15 protein-coding genes are annotated in these 18,377 nt (G+C 69.5%); 7 read left to right on the forward strand and 8 right to left on the reverse strand.

Annotated features, from left to right (window positions below; all coding sequences use genetic code 11):
* The first annotated feature begins 11 nt into the window (after nucleotides 1–11).
* The 3 genes from SD455_RS11385 (at nucleotide 12) to SD455_RS11395 (ending at nucleotide 3,913) form a co-directional block, all read left to right on the forward strand.
* Complete coding sequence (locus SD455_RS11385) at nucleotides 12–1,409, forward strand: NAD-dependent succinate-semialdehyde dehydrogenase (RefSeq protein WP_344680804.1); 1,398 nt, start codon at nucleotides 12–14, stop codon at nucleotides 1,407–1,409.
* A 169-nt stretch (nucleotides 1,410–1,578) separates the two neighbouring features.
* Nucleotides 1,579–3,039 (forward strand): NAD-dependent succinate-semialdehyde dehydrogenase, encoded by a 1,461-nt coding sequence (locus SD455_RS11390; RefSeq protein ID WP_445508169.1) that lies wholly within the window; start codon nucleotides 1,579–1,581, stop codon nucleotides 3,037–3,039.
* A gap of 157 nt (nucleotides 3,040–3,196) precedes the next feature.
* The gene (locus SD455_RS11395; RefSeq protein WP_445508170.1) at nucleotides 3,197–3,913 is read left to right on the forward strand and encodes a cyclase family protein; all 717 of its coding nucleotides are present in this window, start codon (nucleotides 3,197–3,199) and stop codon (nucleotides 3,911–3,913) included.
* A gap of 14 nt (nucleotides 3,914–3,927) precedes the next feature.
* Here the strand turns inward: SD455_RS11395 and SD455_RS11400 are convergent, their stop codons facing one another.
* The 3 genes from SD455_RS11400 to SD455_RS11410 form a co-directional block, all read right to left on the reverse strand.
* Nucleotides 3,928–4,557: a bifunctional 4-hydroxy-2-oxoglutarate aldolase/2-dehydro-3-deoxy-phosphogluconate aldolase gene (locus tag SD455_RS11400; RefSeq protein WP_445508171.1), complete on the reverse strand. Its 630-nt coding sequence runs from the start codon at nucleotides 4,555–4,557 to the stop codon at nucleotides 3,928–3,930.
* Nucleotides 4,554–5,453: a sugar kinase gene (locus SD455_RS11405; RefSeq protein WP_445508172.1), complete on the reverse strand. Its 900-nt coding sequence runs from the start codon at nucleotides 5,451–5,453 to the stop codon at nucleotides 4,554–4,556. Before SD455_RS11405 ends, SD455_RS11400 begins: the two co-directional genes overlap by 4 nt.
* A gap of 66 nt (nucleotides 5,454–5,519) precedes the next feature.
* Nucleotides 5,520–6,191: a helix-turn-helix transcriptional regulator gene (locus SD455_RS11410; protein WP_445508173.1), complete on the reverse strand. Its 672-nt coding sequence runs from the start codon at nucleotides 6,189–6,191 to the stop codon at nucleotides 5,520–5,522.
* 194 nt (nucleotides 6,192–6,385) lie between these two features.
* On the opposite strand from SD455_RS11410, the gene SD455_RS11415 reads away from it, so the two are divergent.
* From SD455_RS11415 to SD455_RS11430, 4 genes are all read left to right on the forward strand, one after another.
* The gene (locus tag SD455_RS11415) at nucleotides 6,386–8,032 is read left to right on the forward strand and encodes an N-acyl-D-amino-acid deacylase family protein (protein ID WP_445508174.1); all 1,647 of its coding nucleotides are present in this window, start codon (nucleotides 6,386–6,388) and stop codon (nucleotides 8,030–8,032) included.
* Nucleotides 8,033–8,054: 22 nt separating this feature from the next.
* Entirely contained in the window at nucleotides 8,055–9,314 is a 1,260-nt protein-coding gene (locus SD455_RS11420; protein WP_445508175.1) for an alanine racemase, read from the forward strand.
* A 78-nt stretch (nucleotides 9,315–9,392) separates the two neighbouring features.
* Entirely contained in the window at nucleotides 9,393–9,785 is a 393-nt protein-coding gene (locus tag SD455_RS11425) for a RidA family protein (protein WP_070161474.1), read from the forward strand.
* A gap of 6 nt (nucleotides 9,786–9,791) precedes the next feature.
* Complete coding sequence (locus tag SD455_RS11430; protein ID WP_445508176.1) at nucleotides 9,792–11,276, forward strand: sodium:solute symporter family protein; 1,485 nt, start codon at nucleotides 9,792–9,794, stop codon at nucleotides 11,274–11,276.
* A gap of 160 nt (nucleotides 11,277–11,436) precedes the next feature.
* Here the strand turns inward: SD455_RS11430 and SD455_RS11435 are convergent, their stop codons facing one another.
* The 5 genes from SD455_RS11435 to SD455_RS11455 all read right to left on the reverse strand — a co-directional run bounded on the left by SD455_RS11435 (nucleotide 11,437) and on the right by SD455_RS11455 (nucleotide 18,269).
* Entirely contained in the window at nucleotides 11,437–12,399 is a 963-nt protein-coding gene (locus SD455_RS11435; RefSeq protein WP_445508177.1) for a threonine ammonia-lyase, read from the reverse strand.
* A 165-nt stretch (nucleotides 12,400–12,564) separates the two neighbouring features.
* Nucleotides 12,565–14,052, reverse strand: coding sequence for a YjiH family protein (locus SD455_RS11440; protein ID WP_445508178.1), 1,488 nt, complete (start codon nucleotides 14,050–14,052; stop codon nucleotides 12,565–12,567).
* Between the two features lie 11 nt (nucleotides 14,053–14,063).
* Nucleotides 14,064–15,452: a purine-cytosine permease family protein gene (locus SD455_RS11445; protein WP_070161468.1), complete on the reverse strand. Its 1,389-nt coding sequence runs from the start codon at nucleotides 15,450–15,452 to the stop codon at nucleotides 14,064–14,066.
* 4 nt (nucleotides 15,453–15,456) lie between these two features.
* Nucleotides 15,457–16,473 (reverse strand): agmatinase, encoded by a 1,017-nt coding sequence (gene speB, locus SD455_RS11450; protein WP_070161467.1) that lies wholly within the window; start codon nucleotides 16,471–16,473, stop codon nucleotides 15,457–15,459.
* Nucleotides 16,474–16,544: 71 nt separating this feature from the next.
* Nucleotides 16,545–18,269 carry a flavin monoamine oxidase family protein gene (locus tag SD455_RS11455; RefSeq protein WP_311025316.1) on the reverse strand — a complete coding sequence of 575 codons (1,725 nt, stop codon included), beginning with the start codon at nucleotides 18,267–18,269 and terminating at the stop codon, nucleotides 16,545–16,547.
* Between the last annotated feature and the right edge of the window lie 108 nt (nucleotides 18,270–18,377).

The raw sequence follows: 18,377 nt of genomic DNA on the forward strand, positions 1-18,377 counted from the left end.
TGGAGGACACCATGACCGAGTTCGAGGTCCGCAATCCCGCCACCGCCGCGGTGATCGACACCGTCCATGACCACACCGCCGAGGAGGCCGCCGCCCAGGTCGACGCCGCTCAGGCCGCCTTCGAGCAGTGGCGCACCGTCGCCCCGCGCAAGCGTGCGGAGATCCTGATGGCCGCCCATCGCGGCATGCTCGACGACGCCGAGCGGCTGCGCGACATCATCGTGGCCGAGAACGGCAAGTCTCAGGCCGACGCGGCCGCGGAGGTGGCCTACGCCGCCGAGTTCTTCCGCTGGTACGCCGAAGAGGCCGTCCGGGCCCCCGGCGAGTACGGCGTCGCCCCCGCCGGCGGCGTGCGCAACGTGGTGACCCGCCACCCGGTGGGCGTGGCGGTGCTCATCACCCCGTGGAACTTCCCGGCCGCCATGGCCACCCGGAAGATCGCCCCGGCGCTGGCCGCCGGCTGCACCGTGCTGCTCAAGCCCGCCAGCGAGACCCCGCTGACCGCCCTGGCGATCGCCGAGATCCTGCAGCAGGCCGGTGTTCCCGAGGGCGCAGTCCAGGTGGCCGCCTCCTCCAGCGCCTCGAAGGTGGTCTCCGCCTGGCTGGCGGACGACCGGGTCCGCAAGCTGTCCTTCACCGGCTCCACCGGTGTGGGACGCCGGCTGCTGGCCCAGTGCGCCGAGCGGGTGGTCAACACCTCCATGGAGCTGGGCGGCAACGCGCCGTTCATCGTGACCGCCGACGCCGACGTCGAGGCCGCCGTCGAGGGCGCGATGGTGGCGAAGTTCCGCAACTCCGGCCAGGCCTGCACTGCGGCCAACCGGTTCTACGTGCACGCTGACGTCGCCGAGGAGTTCGTAGCGGCCTTCGGTCGGCGCATCGAGCAGCTCCAGCTGGGCGACCCCGCCGCCGGGGCGGCCATCGGCCCGGTCATCCACGCCCGGGCGGCCGCGGAGATCCGCGAGCTGATCGACGGTGCGGTGGCGCAGGGTGCGCGGATCGCGCACCAGGCCGCGCTGCCCGAGGGCGAGGGCCTGGACCACGAGGCGTTCGTGGCTCCGACCCTGCTGGCCGACGTGCCGGCCGACGCCGACATCCTGGGCCAGGAGATCTTCGGTCCGGTGGCGCCCGTGGTGGTCTACACCGATGAGGAGGACATGCTCCGCCGCGCCAACGACGCCGAGGTGGGCCTGTCCTCCTACGTCTACGCCGGGAACCTTCAGCACGCGATGCAGATCGGTGAGAAGCTGGAGGCCGGGATGGTCGGCGTCAACCGCGGCATCGTCTCCGACCCGAGCGCACCCTTCGGCGGAGTCAAGCAGGCCGGCATCGGCCGTGAGGGCGGCAGCTTCGGGATCGAGGAGTTCACCGAGGTGCAGTACCTCAGCGTCGACTGGTCCGCCGTCTGATCCACGGCCCGACCCGCGGTCCGGTCATGGGTCTGGCCGCCGCCGTCCGTCCCGCCGTCTGTTCTGCCGTCGACCACGGCGGCACGGACGGCGGGACGATCACTGTCCAGCTGGATGAGCCGTCACCGAAGAGCCGTCACCGAACGGCCGTCACCGAGGAGCCGAGACGATGACTGAGACACACGCCGAGACGAGCACCGATACGAAGGCTGCGAGCGGGACCGGGCGTGGCCCCGCCTACCGGACCCGCGACCCGCGCACCAATGCGGTGCTGGAGACCTTCGACGTCGTCGACGACGACCACCTCGAAGAGGCGCTGGCGGCCGGGCACCTGGCCTACGGACCGTGGAGCGGTCTCGACATCGAGGACCGTGCCGTGTTCGCCCATCGGATCGCCGACCTCTTCGAGGAGCGGCGCACCGAGCTGGCGGTCATCGCCTCCACCGAGATGGGCAAGGCGCTGGACCAGGCCGACGGTGAGATCCAGGAGTGCATCGACATCTTCCGGTACTACGCCATCAACGGCCCGCACCTGGGCGCGGACGAGGTCATCAAGGAGGAGGCCGGGCGCCGCTCGGTGATCCAGAAGCGGCCGCTGGGTCTGCTGCTGGGCATCATGCCCTGGAACTTCCCCTACTACCAGATCGCCCGCTTCGCCGCCCCGAACCTGCTGCTGGGCAACACGATCCTGCTCAAGCACGCCGAGTCCTGCCCGAGGGCCGCCCTGGCGCTGCAGCGGCTCTTCGACGACGCCGGCCTGCCCGCCGGGGTGTATCAGAACCTGTTCGTCACGCACGAGCAGGTGGAGCGCATCATCGGCGATCCTCGGGTCCAGGGGGTGTCCCTGACCGGCTCGGAGCGTGCCGGCTCCGCGGTGGCCGCCATCGCCGGACGGCACCTGAAGAAGGTCGTGCTGGAGCTGGGCGGCTCGGATCCGCACATCTACCTCTCCGCCGACGACGTCGCCGCCGCGGCCCGTGAGGCGGTGGAGACGCGCCTGGACACCATGGGGCAGGCCTGCACCTCCAATAAGCGGCTGATCGTCGCCGACGACATCTACGACGAGTTCGTGGACACCCTGGTGGAGACCGTCGCCGGGCTGGAGCCGGGGGACCCGGTGGAGCCGCAGCCGGGACGCTACTATCCGCTGTCCTCGGAGGAGGCCGCCGTCGGGCTGCACGGCCAGCTGCGCCGCGCCGCCGAGCAGGGCGCGGTGATCCGCGCCGGCGGCGAGCGGCCGGACCAGCCCGGAGCCTGGCTGCAGCCCACCGTGCTCACCGACGTGACCGAGCAGATGGACGCCTTCCATGAGGAGCTCTTCGGTCCGGTGCTCACGGTCTACCGGGTGCGCGACGAGCAGGAGGCGGTGCGCCTGGCCAACGATTCACCCTACGGTCTCGGCGGCGCGGTGTTCTCCCAGGACCACGCGCAGGCGCTGCGCGTGGCCCAGCAGCTCGAGGTGGGCATGTCGAACGTCAATGTGGCCGGCTCCGAGGCCGCGGACATGCCGTTCGGCGGGGTCAAGCGCTCCGGCTTCGGCCGGGAGCTGGGGCCGCTGGGCATGGACGAGTTCGTCAACAAGCGGCTGCTGACCATCGTGGACCCGGAGATCGCGGGCGGCGAGGGCTGAGTCCCCTCCGCAAGATGATGTCACCGGCGCGAGGTGATGTCACCGGCGCGAGTTGGTCCGACGTAGTGGATACTCGAGTCGATCGAGTCGAGTATCCGCAACTCCGGACCACCTCACCTCGCGGGGGAGGTCCTCAACTCCGAGGAGGACAGGGCTGATGAGTTCGACGCCGACGTCGCCGGCGGGTGCTGGGCTGCTCGACCTGAGCCGGCCCGTCCATGACGCGATGATGGTCTACCCCGGGGACCCCTCCGTGGCGTTGGATCCCGCGCTCACGCTGGGCGACGACGGCGTCGCCGTCGCCCGGTTGTCCTGCGGCACCCACACCGGCACGCATCTGGACGCGCCGTCCCACACGGTGCCCGGCGGGCGGACGACCTCAGAGATCTCGCTCGAGGAGCTGGTGGGTCCCACCCTGGTGGTCCACGTCGAAGCCGACGCCGGCCAGCTGGTCACCGGGCAGCAGCTGGAGCCGCTGCTTCCGGGGCGAGTGCCGCCCCGGGTCTTTCTGAGCTTCGGCTGGGACACCTTCTTCGGCACGGACCGCGCGCTGGAGCATCCGGGGCTGAGTGCTGAGGCCGCTGCGCTGCTGTGGGCGCGGGGGATGCGGGTGCTGGGCACGGATGCGCTGAGCCCGGACCTGACGCAGGGAGCCGGCGACGCCGGTGATGACGTTCCAGACGGCGGCACCGAAGGCGACGACGCCGCGGCCGGCTTCCCGGTCCATGCGGTGGTGCTGGGGCAGGACGGGCTGGTCGTCGAGAACCTCACCGGGCTGCGCGAGCTGCCGGCCGGTGAGCACCACATCGGGATCTTCCCGATGCCGCTGGAGGAGTGCGACGGCGCCCCGGCCCGCGTGGTCGCCTGGAGGTGACGCGCTCCCGAGGCTCAGGCCTGCTGACCCACCTGCGCGGCCAGCAGTGTGAGCTGCTCCGGATCTTCGAGCGCTGAGCCCACGGCCACCACGCGGACGCCGGCGTCGAGGAACTCCTGGGCGTTGTGGGCGTTCATCCCGCCGGTGGCCACGAAGCTGACCTGCGGGAACGGGCCGCGCATCAGCGAGAACCACGAGGTCCCCAGCCAGGCCGCGGGGAAGGCCTTCACCCAGGTCAGTCCGAGCGTGGTGGCGGCCTGCAGCTCGGTGGGAGTGGTGACACCCGGCAGGAAGGGCATGGACTGCTGCGCGGCGGCCCGGATGAGCGATTCGTCGTAGCCGGGGGAGACCAGGTACTCCGCACCGGCTTCCTGGGCGGCGGAGATCTGCTCCTCCCGGACGATGGTGCCCGCGCCGACGGACGTGCCCCGCTCGGAGGCCAGGCGGGAGACCTCACGCAGGGCCGCATGGTCCTCGTCGGTCTGGAGGGGCAGCTCCACGGAGTCGATGCCGAGGTCCCAGGCCGTGGTGGCGAGCTCCACCGAGCGTTCCACTCCCATGCCGCGGAGGATGGCCATGACCGGAGCGGAGGCGAAGGCGTGATCGAACCAGGTGTTCTCCACCGGTGAGGATGTCGAGGTCATGCGGATGCTCCTTCGTCCAGGTAGTCAGTGGTGGTCTGCAGCGCCAGTGCGGCACGGCGGTGACCTGCCGTGAGACGCGCCGCGGAGGCTTCGCCGTCGAGCATCGCCGCGAGGTATCCGGCGGCGAAGGCGTCACCTGCTCCTACGACTTCGACGACGTCGGTCGGAATGGCAGGTTCGAACACGCGCTGTTCTCCGGTGAACTCCGTGGCGCCGACGTCGCCGTCCTTGATGACCAGGGTGGGGACGTCGTCCAGGAGGTCGCGCACGGCCTCGGCTGTGCTCGTTCCCCAGAGCAGCTCCGCCTCGTCACGGCCGACGAAGACGACGTCGGCCTGTCGGGACAGGCGCAGGAGGGCCGCAGCGGCGTCCTCGCGCAGCCAGAGCGGGGAGCGGTAGTTCACATCGAAGCTGACGGGGATGCCGGCTTCTGCGGTACGCACCACCAGCTGGTCGATGAATGCCGCTGCCGAGGTGGACAGCGCAGGGGTGATTCCCGAGAGGTGCACCAATCCGATGTCGCCCAGATCCAGCGCATCGGCGTCGGCCGCCGAAAGCCGGGAGGCGGCAGATCCCTTGCGGTAGTAGAGGACGCCGTGGCCGGGGTCTTTGAAGTAGACGCCGGTCGGAGCCTCCGGGTCGAAGATCACCGGGGCGAGGTCCACGCCGCGAGCGGTGAGCACATCCGAGACTCGCCGGCCGAGCTCGTCGTCGCCGAGTCGGCTGAACCAGATGCTGCGGCGTCCGAGCTGGGCGAGGTGAGCGGCCACATTGGACTCGGCCCCGCCGACGTCGAGGGCGAACGCACCGGCCGTGCGCAGCCGGTCCGTGCTGCTGGGGGTGACAAGAGCCATCGTCTCGCCCACGCACAGCACGGGTGAGGGTGTGATCGTCATGGGGTGCCTTCTTCCGGTCTGGGGCTTCCGCGGGCACGGTGTGCCCCACGGAGTCCGCCGGGTGGTTCAAGAGTTGCGGATGGTGTCAAGGTAGCTGTAGGCCGTGACCTTGGAGATGCCCAGGCGTTGGGAGACGCGGTCCACGGCGCGCTTGATATGGAACGCCCCGCGCGCTTCGAGCCTGCGCAGCACCGCGATGCGATCGTCTTTCACCATGACCGGCGGCGGCTTGCCGATCTCGGCGATGGCGGATTCCAGCATCCCGTCGAGGACGGCGTCGATGCTGGGGCCGACGATCTCCTCCGGCTCATCCTGCTGCTGGGTCGGCAGGAGGGAGGAGATGATCGAGCGGACGTTCTCCAGCGCCGTGAGGTCCACATTGATGCACAGCGCCCCGATGACAGAACCTGCGCGGTTCCGGTAGTACACCGAAGAACAGTGCAGCTCCCGGCCGTCGGCGGTGCGACCGCGGTAGCCGAAGGCGTCATGGTCGACTGACTCGTCCTTCAGCAGGGTCAGGCCACGGTCCGTCGAGGGCCCGCCGACGGACCTGCCGCTGACGTGGCCGTTCTCGATCGCGTGGATCGTCTGGTCCATGTCGCGTCGGCTCAGGTCATGGAGAACCACCTCGCAGTGCTCCCCGATGGTGACGGCGACGGCCTTCATCACCGGAGCCAGCACCGCATGGAGCTCCTCGATGCTCTCGAACCGCGGCGGATCTGCCGTCACATCGCTCACTGGATTCCTCTCGGCTGTGCGCTGATTCAGGGTTGTGTGGTCCATACGGTACCCCGTGGACAGAAGTTCCGTTCCCGCACTCTCATGTAAAAGTTACATCAAGTGTATAGATTATTGGTAAACCATGCGTTAGTCTCGATCCCGGCACAGTGTTGCCCACGACACATCGATGGACGACGACAGCACGGGAGGCGATGATGCACGACCGACAGCTCATCCGAGGCGGGGACCTGCTCGACGGCACCGGACGTCCCCGCCGTCGTGCCGATGTCCGGATCGCCGGCGGACGGGTGGTCGAGGTGGGCACCGACCTGTCCCTCACCGAGGGCGAGACGCTGCGGGACACCACGGGACGCCTCCTGCTTCCCGGGTTCATCGACGTCCACTCCCACGACGACGCCGCCCTCCTCCGCCCCCGTGCCCTTGATTCGAAGCTTTCCCAGGGGGTGACGGCCACCATCGTGGGCAACTGCGGCCACGGGTGTGCGCCCTCCGTCGCCGGTGGAGGCCTGGAGGACTACGCGAGGCCCGTGCTCGGCCCGTTCCCGGAGCAGGTGTTTCCCCGATTCACCGACTACCTCGACGTGGTGGAACGTTCCGCCACCGCACTCGACGTCATCGCCCTGGTCCCGCACGCGCCCCTGAGAGCCAGCGTGATGGGTATGGAGCAGAAGCCGGCCGATGCCGTCCAGATCCGTGAGATGGCCGCGCACCTGGACGAGGCGCTCAGCGCCGGAGCGGCGGGTCTCTCCCTGGGGCTCATGTACTCCCCGGGGAGCGCGGCCGGGCGCGACGAGCTGCTGGCGCTCGCCCGGGTGGTGGCTCGCCGGGGCAAGGTGCTGGTGGTGCACATCAGGAACGAAGGCGGCAGGTTGGAAGGCTCCCTGGAGGAGTTTCTGGCCCTGGGTCGCGACGCCGGATGCGCGCTGCACATCAGTCATCTCAAGGTCACCGGTGCCGCCAACTTCGGCACGATGCCTCGGATCATCGACCGCCTGGAGGCCGCCCGCGCAGAAGGGATCGACGTCACCGCCGACGTCTACCCCTACACCGCCGGCAGCACCACCGCCTCCACGCTGTTCCCCAGTTGGACCACCGACCGCGGAACAGACTCGCTGCTGGAGGTCCTCACCGATCCGGATGCCCGGTCCCGGGCTCTCGAAGAGATGCGCACCCCGTGGGACGGGCCCCTGGAGAACCAATTCACTTCGGTGGGGCCGGAAGCGATCCTGCTCGCCGGATTCAGCGATCCGCAGGCCCAGGCGTTCGACGGTCGAGCGCTGGCGGACATCGCCGCCGAACGAGGCGAGGATCCCGCCGAGGCGCTGGCTGATCTCCTGCTCGCGGAGGACGGAGTCCTCACCATCATCGTCCACCACTCGGACCCGCAGGGGATGCGGGAGGTGCTCAGCTGGCCCCACGCCTTCCTCGGCTCCGACGGCCTTCCCCGGGAGGAAGGGTATGTCCACCCGCGGCTGTTCGGCACGTTCCCCCGGGCTCTGAGCACGTATGCGTGGGCTGAGGGAGTGGTGCCCGCCGAGGAGGTCGTCCGGAGGATGACCTCGGCTCCGCGTGCGCGCTTCGGAGTCGCCGGCGGCTCCATCGTCCCGGGGGCACCAGCTGACCTGCAGATCATCGACCCTGACAGTTACACCGACCGGGCCGACTATCAGAACCCGCGGCGGGAGACACAGGGGCTCGACGCCGTGCTGCTCGGAGGCCGACCGGTCTGGCCGCAGCCTCCTGAGGCGCCAGGCGATGCCGGTTCCAGCTCGGGACAGCTGCACCGCACCGGTCCTGTGGGCAGGTCGCTGCCGTCAGGGCGCACCGGAGACGAGTAGGCCGACACACGTGAGGAGACAGATGATGACGCAGCACGACACCGACACGATCCGAACCGCCGTCCTGGCGGAGCACGAGGCCCCCGGCCCGCGCTCCAAGTCTTCCCTGGGGAGACTCGAGCCCGGGCAGACTCTCCGCATCAGGGACGAACTCCCGACGCCGATGCTGACCGTGGAGACCGAGGCGGTGGTCTCCAACATCGAACGCATGGCGTCCTGGATGGCCGAGCAGGGAGTCCAGCTGGCCCCTCACGGCAAGACGACGATGACCCCGGCTCTGTGGCGCGCCCAGCTGACCGCCGGTGCCGTGGGCATCACGGTGGCGAACTTCCCACAGGCCCGTGTGGCGGTGCAGGAGGGAGTTCCGCTGGTGGTGATCGCCAACGAGTTCCTCACGCCGCCCGGGCTGACCTGGCTGCGTGGCGTCCTGGAGGACGACGGGCCAGAGATCATGTGCTGGGTGGACTCCGTGCGTGCCGTCGAGCAGATGCAGGCAGCATTGGGCCGGACTCCACGTCCGGTGCAGGTGTGCATCGAACTGGGCATCCCGGGGAAACGGGCCGGAGTCCGGCAGGACGATGAGGTCGGCGAGATCGTGGAGGCGATCACGGCATCCGATGCCGTGGCCTTCGCCGGGTTCTCAGGTTTCGAAGGCGTGCTGCCCCCGGAGCGGATCGAGGAGGTCCGGGCGTTCCTTCGGCGCATGGCCCGGCTCTTCGAGCGCTATGCGGACCGGATGGAAGTGGATCATCCCGTACTCACCGCCGGCGGCGGGCTCTACTTCGACCTGGCGGCCGAGATTCTCAGGCCACCGGCAGAGACCGCCGTCGGCGGGCGCGTGGTCCTCCGCCCAGGCTCCTACCTGCTTCATGACCATGGTCATTACGGGCGGCTGACCCCCTACCAGCTGCGTGACTCTGGTCCGCAGCTGCGTGCGGCAGCCACGCTCTGGGCGCGGGTGCTCTCCACGCCAGAACAGGGACTCGCGATCCTCGACGCCGGCAAACGGGACCTGGCCTATGACATCTCCCTGCCCCGACCGCTGCGGATCCACCGGGCTGGCGGGCGCATCGAACCGTTCACCCAGGCGGAGCTGGTGGACACCAATGACCAGCACGGTTACCTGGAGCACGCCGACCAGGAGATCGAGATCGGCGACGTCATCGAATTCGGGCAGTCCCATCCCTGCACGATCGCCGACAAATGGCGGGACCTGCTGCTGGTCACGGCCGTCGAGCCGGGCCGGCTGCGCTGGGACGCCTCCGCCCGCACCTACTTCTGACGCCTGGCCTTCCCCGCCCGCCGTCAGTCCCACGATTCCTCTGAAAATCCCCAATCCGATCACTGAAAGGACCACACCATGACCAAGAAGCCGATCATGACCCCCGAGGCCTGCCGTCCCGGAGGACCGTACGCGCATGCCGTGCGCGCCGGCGATTTCGTCTTCCTCTCCGGGGCCACACCGCACCGGCCGGACGGCAGCCTGGTGGAGGGCGACTTCGCCACCCAGGCCAAGGTCACCTTCGACCATCTGGCCGCCATCGCCGCCTCCGCAGACGCGAGCCTCGATCAGGCCGTCCGCGTGGGTGTCTATCTGTTGGATCTGGGCAACTTCGCCGGCATGAACGAGCTCTTCCCGCAGTACTTCGGGGAGGGGCAGGTGGCTCGCACCACGCTGCAGGCGGATCTCCCCGGGTTCGAGATCGAGGTGGATGCCGTGCTGTACTCGCCCCTCTCAGGTTCCGAGGGGTGATCGCCAGTGGACATCACGCCGCACCCTGTCTACCTGGGTGTCTTCATCGGGTTCGTCGTCCTCATGCTGGTCGTCGGGATCCTGATCGCCCGGAGGACGAAGACCGGTGAGGACTTCCTGCTGGCCGGACGGAATCTGACTACGCCGCTGCTGCTGGCCACCACGTTGGCCACCCTGGTGGGCACCGGCTCCAGCCTGGGCGCCGTCGGCTTCGGCTATGAGAACGGGTGGGCCGGGGCGCTCTACGGCATCGGCGGGGCCACCGGCGTGCTGCTCCTGATGCTGCTCTTCGCCGGTGTCCGGAAGCATGGCTTCATGACCTACTCCGAGGAGGTCAGCTTCTACTACGGAGCGGACCGCAAGGTGAAGGGCCTCGTCGCCGTGGTCCTCCTGCTGGCCAGCGTGGGGTGGCTGGGCGCCCACATCATGGGCGGATCCATCTACCTGACCTACCTGACGGGAATCGACATCACCCTGTCCAAGGTCATCGTCGCCCTCGGCTTCGGCATCTACACCGTCGTCGGCGGCTACCTCGCTGTGGTGATCACCGACGCCATCCAGGGGACGCTGCTCTTCCTGGGCTTCACCGGCCTGGCAGTGCTGGCCGTCGTGACGCTGGGCGGGTTCTCCGGCCTGGATGCTGCCTCTGGCGAAGAGGCCATGGGCTTCCTCGGCCTGGAGGCCATGGGGCCGCTGCCGGCTGTGTCCTTCGCCGCCGTCATCGCCGTCGGAGTGCTGGCCACACCCTCGTTCCGGCAACGCATCTACTCGGCGCGGAACACCCAGGTGGTGCGACGCAGCTTCCTCTGGGTGGCGGGGCTGTTCGCCGCATTCGCGGTGATGCCCGCGCTCGTCGGTATGGCCGCCTACAGCCTCAACCCTGACCTGGCGTCACCGGACATGGCGTTCCCGTATCTCGCCACCGAGGTCTTCCCGATGGCTGTGGGTGCGTTCCTGCTGGTGGCGGGGCTCTCGGCGACCATGTCCTCCGGGGACTCCGACGCGGTGACGGCCGTGACGATCCTGCTGCGCGATGTCGTGCAGATGGTCACCGGGCGGATGCCGAAGAAGGAGAAGATGGTCCTGTACTCACGGATCTCCCTGGTCTGCGTGCTGACGCTGGCATTGGCCGGGGCGCTGATCGCGGACACTGTCATCGGGTACATCACCACGATGATCTCGACGATCCTCGCAGGGCTCTTCGTGGCCTCCGTGCTGGGGCGCTTCTGGTCGCGTGCCACCTGGCAGGGCGGGATGGCGGCGATCGTGGCGGGCTCCGCCACGTCCCTCACCGTGCAGGCCAACGACACCTGGATCGAGTTCTGGGGCGGTCCGGTGTTCCCCTCCCTGGCCGTGGCCACGGCGGCCTGCGTGCTCGTCAGTCTGATCACTCCCCGGTCCCAGGTCTCCGAACAGGAGGCCCTGGACCAGCTCGCGGCGGAGCGGGCGCAGATCGACGTCGGCACCACGGTGCGGGCGGACGCTTCCTGACCCTGTGGCAGGGCCTGAGATGACGGCCTGACAACCCGCTGAGTTGGTCTGGAGTTGTGGGTACTCGACTCGATCGACTCGAGTATGCACAACTCCAGACCAACTCAGCGCAGGGGCAGGGCCCCAGGGGTGCAGGGGCAGGGCCCCAGGTGCGCCGGGGTCAGCGCTGCAGGAACGCGGCGAACCGGTCGGCGTCGATGTTGCCGCCGGTGGCGACCGTCAGGACCTTCTTCCCGCGCAGATCCTCCAGCAGCCCCTGCTGGAAGGCGGCGACGCCGACCGCCCCGGAACCCTCGATCATCTGCCGGTGATGCCGGGCGAGCCAGGCGACGGCCTCAGCGATGCTGTCCTCGGAGACCGCCACGAAGTCGTCCACATGCTCCAGCACGACCTGCAGGTTCAGCTCTCCGATGTCTCCCGGCAGACCGTCCGCCCAGGAGGATCGGTAGGGGACGTCTACGCAGTGCCCGGCGGCGAAGCTGGCGCCGAACTTCGCCGAGACCTCGGGCTGGACCCCGATGATCCGGATCTGGGGGCTGATGGCCTTGGCCGCCACCGCGATCCCGGAGATGAGTCCGCCGCCGCCCACGGGCACCACGATCGCCTCCAGGTCGGGGTGCTCCAGCAGCGCCTCCAGTGCCACGGTGCCCTGTCCGGCGATGATGCGCGGATCGTCATAGGAGTGCACGTAGACCGCACCGCGCTCCTCGGCGAGCGTCCAGGCGTGCGCCTCGGCGTCGTCATAGGAGGAGCCGTGGACGATCAGCTCCGCCCCGAGCGTCCGCGCCCCCGCCTTCTTGGTCTCCGGAGTGGTCTCCGGCACCACGATCGTGGCCGGCACCCCCTGGGCCGCGGCCGCCCAGCTCAGCCCCTGGGCGTGATTGCCCGAGGAGGCGGTGACGACGCCGCGGGCGCGTTCCGCCTCCGAGAGCGAGTCCACGGTGTTCAGCGCTCCGCGCGCCTTGAACGAGCCGGTGACCTGCTGGTTCTCCCATTTGATGAGCACCTCGGCGCCGGACTCTGCGGAGAGCGGACCGGAGGCCTCCACGGCAGTGGTGCGCACCCGGCCGCGCAGGCGGCGGTGGGCGGTGACGACGTCGAGCAGGCGCGGAGCACGGTTCATGGGACCTCGTTCTCAGGGAGACGGTTCTCTAGCGGTGGGTACTCGGTGGGTACTCGGTGGGTACTCGGTGGGGGGTGCGGATCTGGGGGCGATCCGGCCGCCGACGCCCCAGCCGCGGGAGGCGGCCGGGGCGTCGGCGGGGCTCAGGCTTTTCAGCCGGAACGATCAGTAGAACAGGTGCGCCAGCCCGATGATGATCGGCAGGGTGATCAGGGTGCGCAGCAGGAAGATCGCCGCCAGGTGGTGGAAGCGGACCGGGATCTTCGAGGCGAGCAGCAGACCACCGACCTCGGACATGAAGATCAGCTGGGTGACCGACAGACACCCGATGATGAACCGGGTCATCTCCGCCTCGATGCCGGTTCCGATCAGGGCCGGCAGCAGCATGTCCGCGAAGCCGATGAACAGGGTCTCAGAGGCCGCCGCGGCCTCCGGGACGCCCATCAGCTCCAGGACCGGCACGAACGGTGCGCCCAGCCAGGAGAACAGCGGCGTGTGCTCGGCGATCAGCACCGCCACGGTGCCCACAGCCATGATGATCGGGATGATGCCGATCCACATCTCCAGCACGTTCGAGCCGCCGCGCCGGGAGATGTCGCTCAGCCGGGAGGACGCCGCCCGATCCAGGGCCGCGCCCCACGCACGCCGGATCATCGGGGGCTGGGAGGCGGCCGAGCCGGATGCGGAAGAGGGCTCGGACGCGGCCGGAGCCTCGGCGGCCGAGGCGGCCACGTCGGCCTGATGCCCAGCGGCCTGGTGCTCGGTGTCCCCGTGCTCGGTGTCCCCGTGCTGATCGGCCTGGTGCTCAGCGGCGACGGCGGCCTCGGTGCCGCCCTGGGGGATCCAGTCGGCGTAACTGTCGCTGAATCGGGAGAGCGGCGGGATGCGGGGCATGATGACCGCGGCGGCCAGGCCGGCCACCACGATGGTCGCGTAGAAGGGGGCGAACATGTGCTGCAGGCTCAGGTAACCCATGATGACGATGGTGAAGGTCAGGGAGACGACGTTGAACGTGGTGCCCAGCACGGCGGCCTCACGCTTGGTGTAGTAGCCCTGCACGTACTGCTGGTTGGTCATCAGCACACCGATGGTGGCGTCGCCCAGCCAGGAGGCGAGGCTGTCGATGGAGGAGCGCCCGGGCACGGTGAACAGCGGACGCATCACCTTGGTCAGCATCACCCCGGCGAATTCCAGCAGCCCGAAGTTCAGCAGCAGCGGCAGCAGGAAGCCGGCGAAGAAGAACACGGTCACCATGAAGGCGGCCAGCCCGAAGATCAGGCCGCCGGTGTCCTCGTGCCACAGCCACTCCGGCCCGACCTGCAGCACGGTCAGCAGCCCGAAGATCAGGCCCAGGATGCGCAGCCCGAACCACACGGGTGTGGTGGAGAACAGTGCGCGCACCAGCGGGCGCTCCCGCAGGTGCTCGGGGAGGGCGCGGAAGAGGGAGGTGCCGAGCACCGAGACCGCCATCACGCCCACGGTCAGCCAGGCCAGGGCGTCGCCCAGCCCGGCCTCGGTGGCGCCGGCCAGCCAGGCCACCGGGATGGTGATGGATCCCTCCCCATCCGGGATGGGCACCACGAAGATCATGATCCCCAGCAGGGATGGGATGAGGAACCAGGGGGCGGCTCGTCGAGTGGTTGTCTGTGTCATGGCAGGTGACCTCACCTTGTGGTGGACAGCTGGGCGGGGGAGTCAGGGTCGGAGGACGCCGAGGCGGCACGTCCCGGGGAACGAGTGTGCCACGACAGCGCCAGGTAGGCGGCGGCGCTGAGCAGGAACGCGGGGATGGAGGCGCCGACGGCCAGGGGCCAGACGTAGGTCCAGCAGTAGATGGACGCGGCTCCGGCGAACCACACCAGGAAGGCCCGCCAGTTCACACCCTGGCGGTACCAGTAGGCGCCTCCGGCGGAATTGAGGATGTCCCGGGTGTAGCGGCCGCGGCGCAGCAGGTAGTAGTCGATCAGCAGGATCGCGAACACCGGGATGAAGAAGGCGCTGATCATGACCAGGAAGTCGGTGAACTGGTCCAGCAGGGCCAGCCAGGTGGAGCCGAGCACGGAGACGCCGCCCAGCACCAGCGCGGTGGGCAGGAAGCGGAAGCGGCGCCCGGGCAGCAGGCCGACCGCCGACGTCGTCATGCCGTAGACGGCCATGGTGTTGGTGGCCATCACGGAGAAGAAGATCACCACGGCCACCGGGGTGTCGAAGCCCTCGACGAACGCCACCGGGTCGAAGGCCTCCGGGCTGGTGCCGGAGGCGATCAGGTAGGAGATTCCGGTCAGGCCCAGCAGCATGGCCAGCACCGTGGAGGTCGTGTAGCCCAGCCCGGAGCCGACGACGCCGGCCCGCGGGGTGCGGGCGAAGCGGTTGAAGTCCGCGGAGAGCACCGTCCAGGAGATCGCGGTGGCGATCACGATGTCCAGGGCGATGATCGAGGTCATTCCGGCCTCGGGGGCCTCAGGAAGGGCCTGGAAGTCCGTGACGGAGAACGCGGAGAGAGCCAGGTAGAACACGTAGCCCATCACCGCCAGGATGAAGACCGCCAGCCAAGGCTCGACCTTGGCGATCCCGGAGTGGCCGAAGATCGCCAGGGAGACCACGATGATCTCGCAGACCACCGACCACAGCACGGGGTTGGACCAACCGGTGAACCCGGCGATCAGGTGGTCCACGGTGATGCCTGCCAGCATGGCCTGCACCCAGCTCCACCCCATCAGGACCGTCACATTGGCGGCCACCGGCAGCATGGAGCCGCGCAGTCCGAAGGGCCCGCGGGTCAGCGCCATGGTGGCCAAACCCGTGCGGGTGCCGATCGCGCCCACCGCGGTGAGCACCGCCGCCCCGACCAGCGTCCCGATCAGGATCGCGGTGGCCGCAGCCCCGTAGCCGATCCCAGGGACGAACAGGGTCCCGGTGAGCATGGTGGTGACCACCAGGTTCGCGGCCAGCCAGATCATGAAGATCCGGCGGCCGGTGAGCTCACCGACGACCGGCTGCCCCGTCTCGGAGTGGGTCTCGAGGTGCTGGTCGAGACGGCGGTAGAGGTTCATGGGCTCAGGCTTCCTGGGTGTTCTCGACCTGGGTGTTCTCGACCGGGGCGTTCTTGGACTGGCCCATCGCGGAGATCAGCTCGTAGACCACGTGGCTGGCCGCCACGGCCGTCAGCTGGGCGTGGTCGTAGGCCGGGGCGACCTCGACGACGTCGGCACCCACCAGGTTCAGGTCCGAGAGTCCGCGGATGATGCGCAGCAGCTCCCGTGAGGTCAGGCCACCGGCCTCCGGGGTGCCGGTGCCCGGCGCGTGGGCCGGGTCCAGGACATCGATGTCCACCGAGATGTACACCGGGCGGTCGCCGAGGCGGGCGCGCAGCCGCTCGATCGCCGCCGGGACGCCGTGCTCCTCGATGAACTCGCTGGTGGTGATCTGGAAGCCCAGGCGGGCGTCGTCGTCGAGGTCGCCCTTGCCGTAGAGCGGACCGCGGATGCCCAGGTGAGCGCTGGCGGTCAGGTCGATGAACCCGTCCTCGGAGGCGCGGCGGAACGGCGTGCCGTGAGTGATGGGGGCGCCGAAGTAGGTGTCCCAGGTGTCCAGGTGGGCGTCGGCGTGCAGCACCGCCACCGGGCCGTGCTTCTCCGCCATGGTGCGCAGCAGCGGGTAGGCGATGGTGTGGTCGCCGCCGATGACCACCAGCTTCTCGGCCTGGGTGAGCAGGTCGCGGGCGCCGTCGGCCACCTGCTGGATGGCTTCGTCCAGGTTGAACGGGTTGGCCACCAGGTCACCGGCGTCGGCGACCTGCTGCACGGCGAAGGGGGAGATGTCCTGGGCCGGGTTGTAGGGGCGCAGCAGGCGCGAGGCCTCCCGGACGTGGGAGGGACCGAAGCGCGCCCCGGGGCGGTAGCTCACTCCGGTGTCGAAGGGGACCCCGGCCACGGCGATGTCGGCGCGGCCGACCTCGTGCAGCTCCGGGAGCAGGGCGTAGGTGGCCCGGCCGGCGTAGCGCGGGGTCTTGGAGCTGTCGCGGGGGCCGACCGGCGTCGTGGGGGTGTTCTCGGGGGAGGACTGGCTGGTCATGATGTCCTTTCGGGGCGGGGAAGGGCAGGGAAGGGAGGGGAAGGGCGGGAAGGGCAGGAAGCGGGGGTGCCTCAGTCCAGGGCGATGGGCTTGAGCTCGTCCCAGACGTCGCCGGGGCCGGGGTTGTCCGTGGCGGTGGAGCCGCCCAGGTGGTCCATGACGCCCCAGACGGCGTTGAGCGCGGTGGTGACGGCGCCGTCGGCCCAGCCGGCGGTGAAGGAGATGTCGTCGCCGGCCAGGAAGATGCCGCGCTGGTGCTGCGGCAGGTCCTTCTGCACGAAGTGGTTGAACAGCTTCTCCTGGTACCGGTAGTGGCCCGGCAGGTTGTTCTTGAAGGCGCCCATGAAGTTGGGGTCGGCCTCCCAGGAGACGGTGATCGGCTGGCCGATGATGTGGGAGCCGATGTCAAGGGTGGGGTAGATCTTGTGCAGCGAGTGCAGCATGAGCCGGGTGCGCTCGTCGGCGTCCAGCGGCAGCCACTTCAGGGCGTCGTCGTTCCAGGTGTAGGAGAGCAGGATCGCCGCCGGCTTGTCCGGGCCCTCGTCCAGCAGGTAGGTGGCCCGCGGGAGCCGGTCGGTCAGCGTCATGGACATCACCGGGCGGCCGGTCTCCGGGTCGATGTCCCGCCAGAACGGGCGGTCCACCATGACGAAGGTCTTCGAGGAGAGCATGTAGTGGCTCTTCTCGATGGCGTTCCACATCTCCGGGGTGAAGAGGTCTTCGTCGGTGTCGATTCGGGCTGAGAGCAGCCAGGACTGGCAGGTCACGACGGCGGCCGGGTACGTGGTGGTGCGGCCCCACTTCTCGGTGATGGTGACGCCGCCGTCGGGCAGCGAGCCGTCCTGGCCGCGGTGGATGCCGGTGACCGCACCTCGGGGTGCGCCGCCGTGCAGCGACTCCAGCGAGGTGCCGGCCGGCCAGTGGACGATGTCCTCGGGAGCGTGGCGCCACAGCGACTCGGGCAGACGCTGGGCGCCGCCGACGATGCCGCGGTGGTCGTCGTCGGCGTCGGTGAAGACGACTCGCAGGACTTCGAGCACGGAGTTCGGGAAGTCGGTGTCCCAGCCGCCGGAGCCGAAGCCCACCTGCCCGAAGGTCTCGATGTGCTTCCAGCTCAGGGCCTTGAAGGCCTCGGAGCCGGCGACGAAGCCGTAGAAGGACTCGTCGTCGAAGCGGGCCACCAGCTCGTTCCAGAGCCGCTTGAGGGTCTGCGCGTCGCGGTGACGGATGGCGTCCTGCACGGCGTCGAGTTCGGCCTCGTCACGCAGCGCCTGCTTCCATGCCTCGGCGACCTCCCGGTAGAGCGGGGGGAGCTGGTCCTCGGTCTCCGCGTAGGTGGGCTCGGGCTCGTGGGCGAGGTCGATCACGGTCGACGGGGTGACGGGCGAGAGCGGGTTGGGGAACGCACGGGTCTCCAGGCCCAGCTTGTCCACGTAGTGGTAGAAGGCGCGGCCCGTGGTGGGGAAGCGCATCCCGCCGAGGTCGACGACGACGTCGGGGGCGCCGTCGAAGGCCTGGGACTTCAGGCGCCCGCCGATTCCGGCCGCCTCGTAGACCACGGGCTTCAGGCCCATCTTCATCAGCTCATAGGCGGCCACGATGCCGGCCAGTCCGCCGCCGACGACGGCGACCTCGGTGCCGTGCGCCTGTTCGGGGACCTGACCCAGTCCGGTCGGGCTCGCCAGATAGTGGTCGTAGCTGAAGGGGAAGTCCGGGCTGAGCATGGTCAGGGGCGGGGTGTCGGCGGGCCGCTCGGCGGCGGGGGACTCATCGGGAAGCGGGGTCGAGAGCGTCATGGGCGGTCCTCACGAGACGGGGGTGGGCGTGTCGCCGGTGGCGTCGGCGGGCAGGGTGCACCGGTGCGCACGGCGGGGATCTGCTTCCGAATGTACTGAGAGGCGCGT

This window comes from Nesterenkonia sp. K-15-9-6 (genome assembly GCF_052656005.1).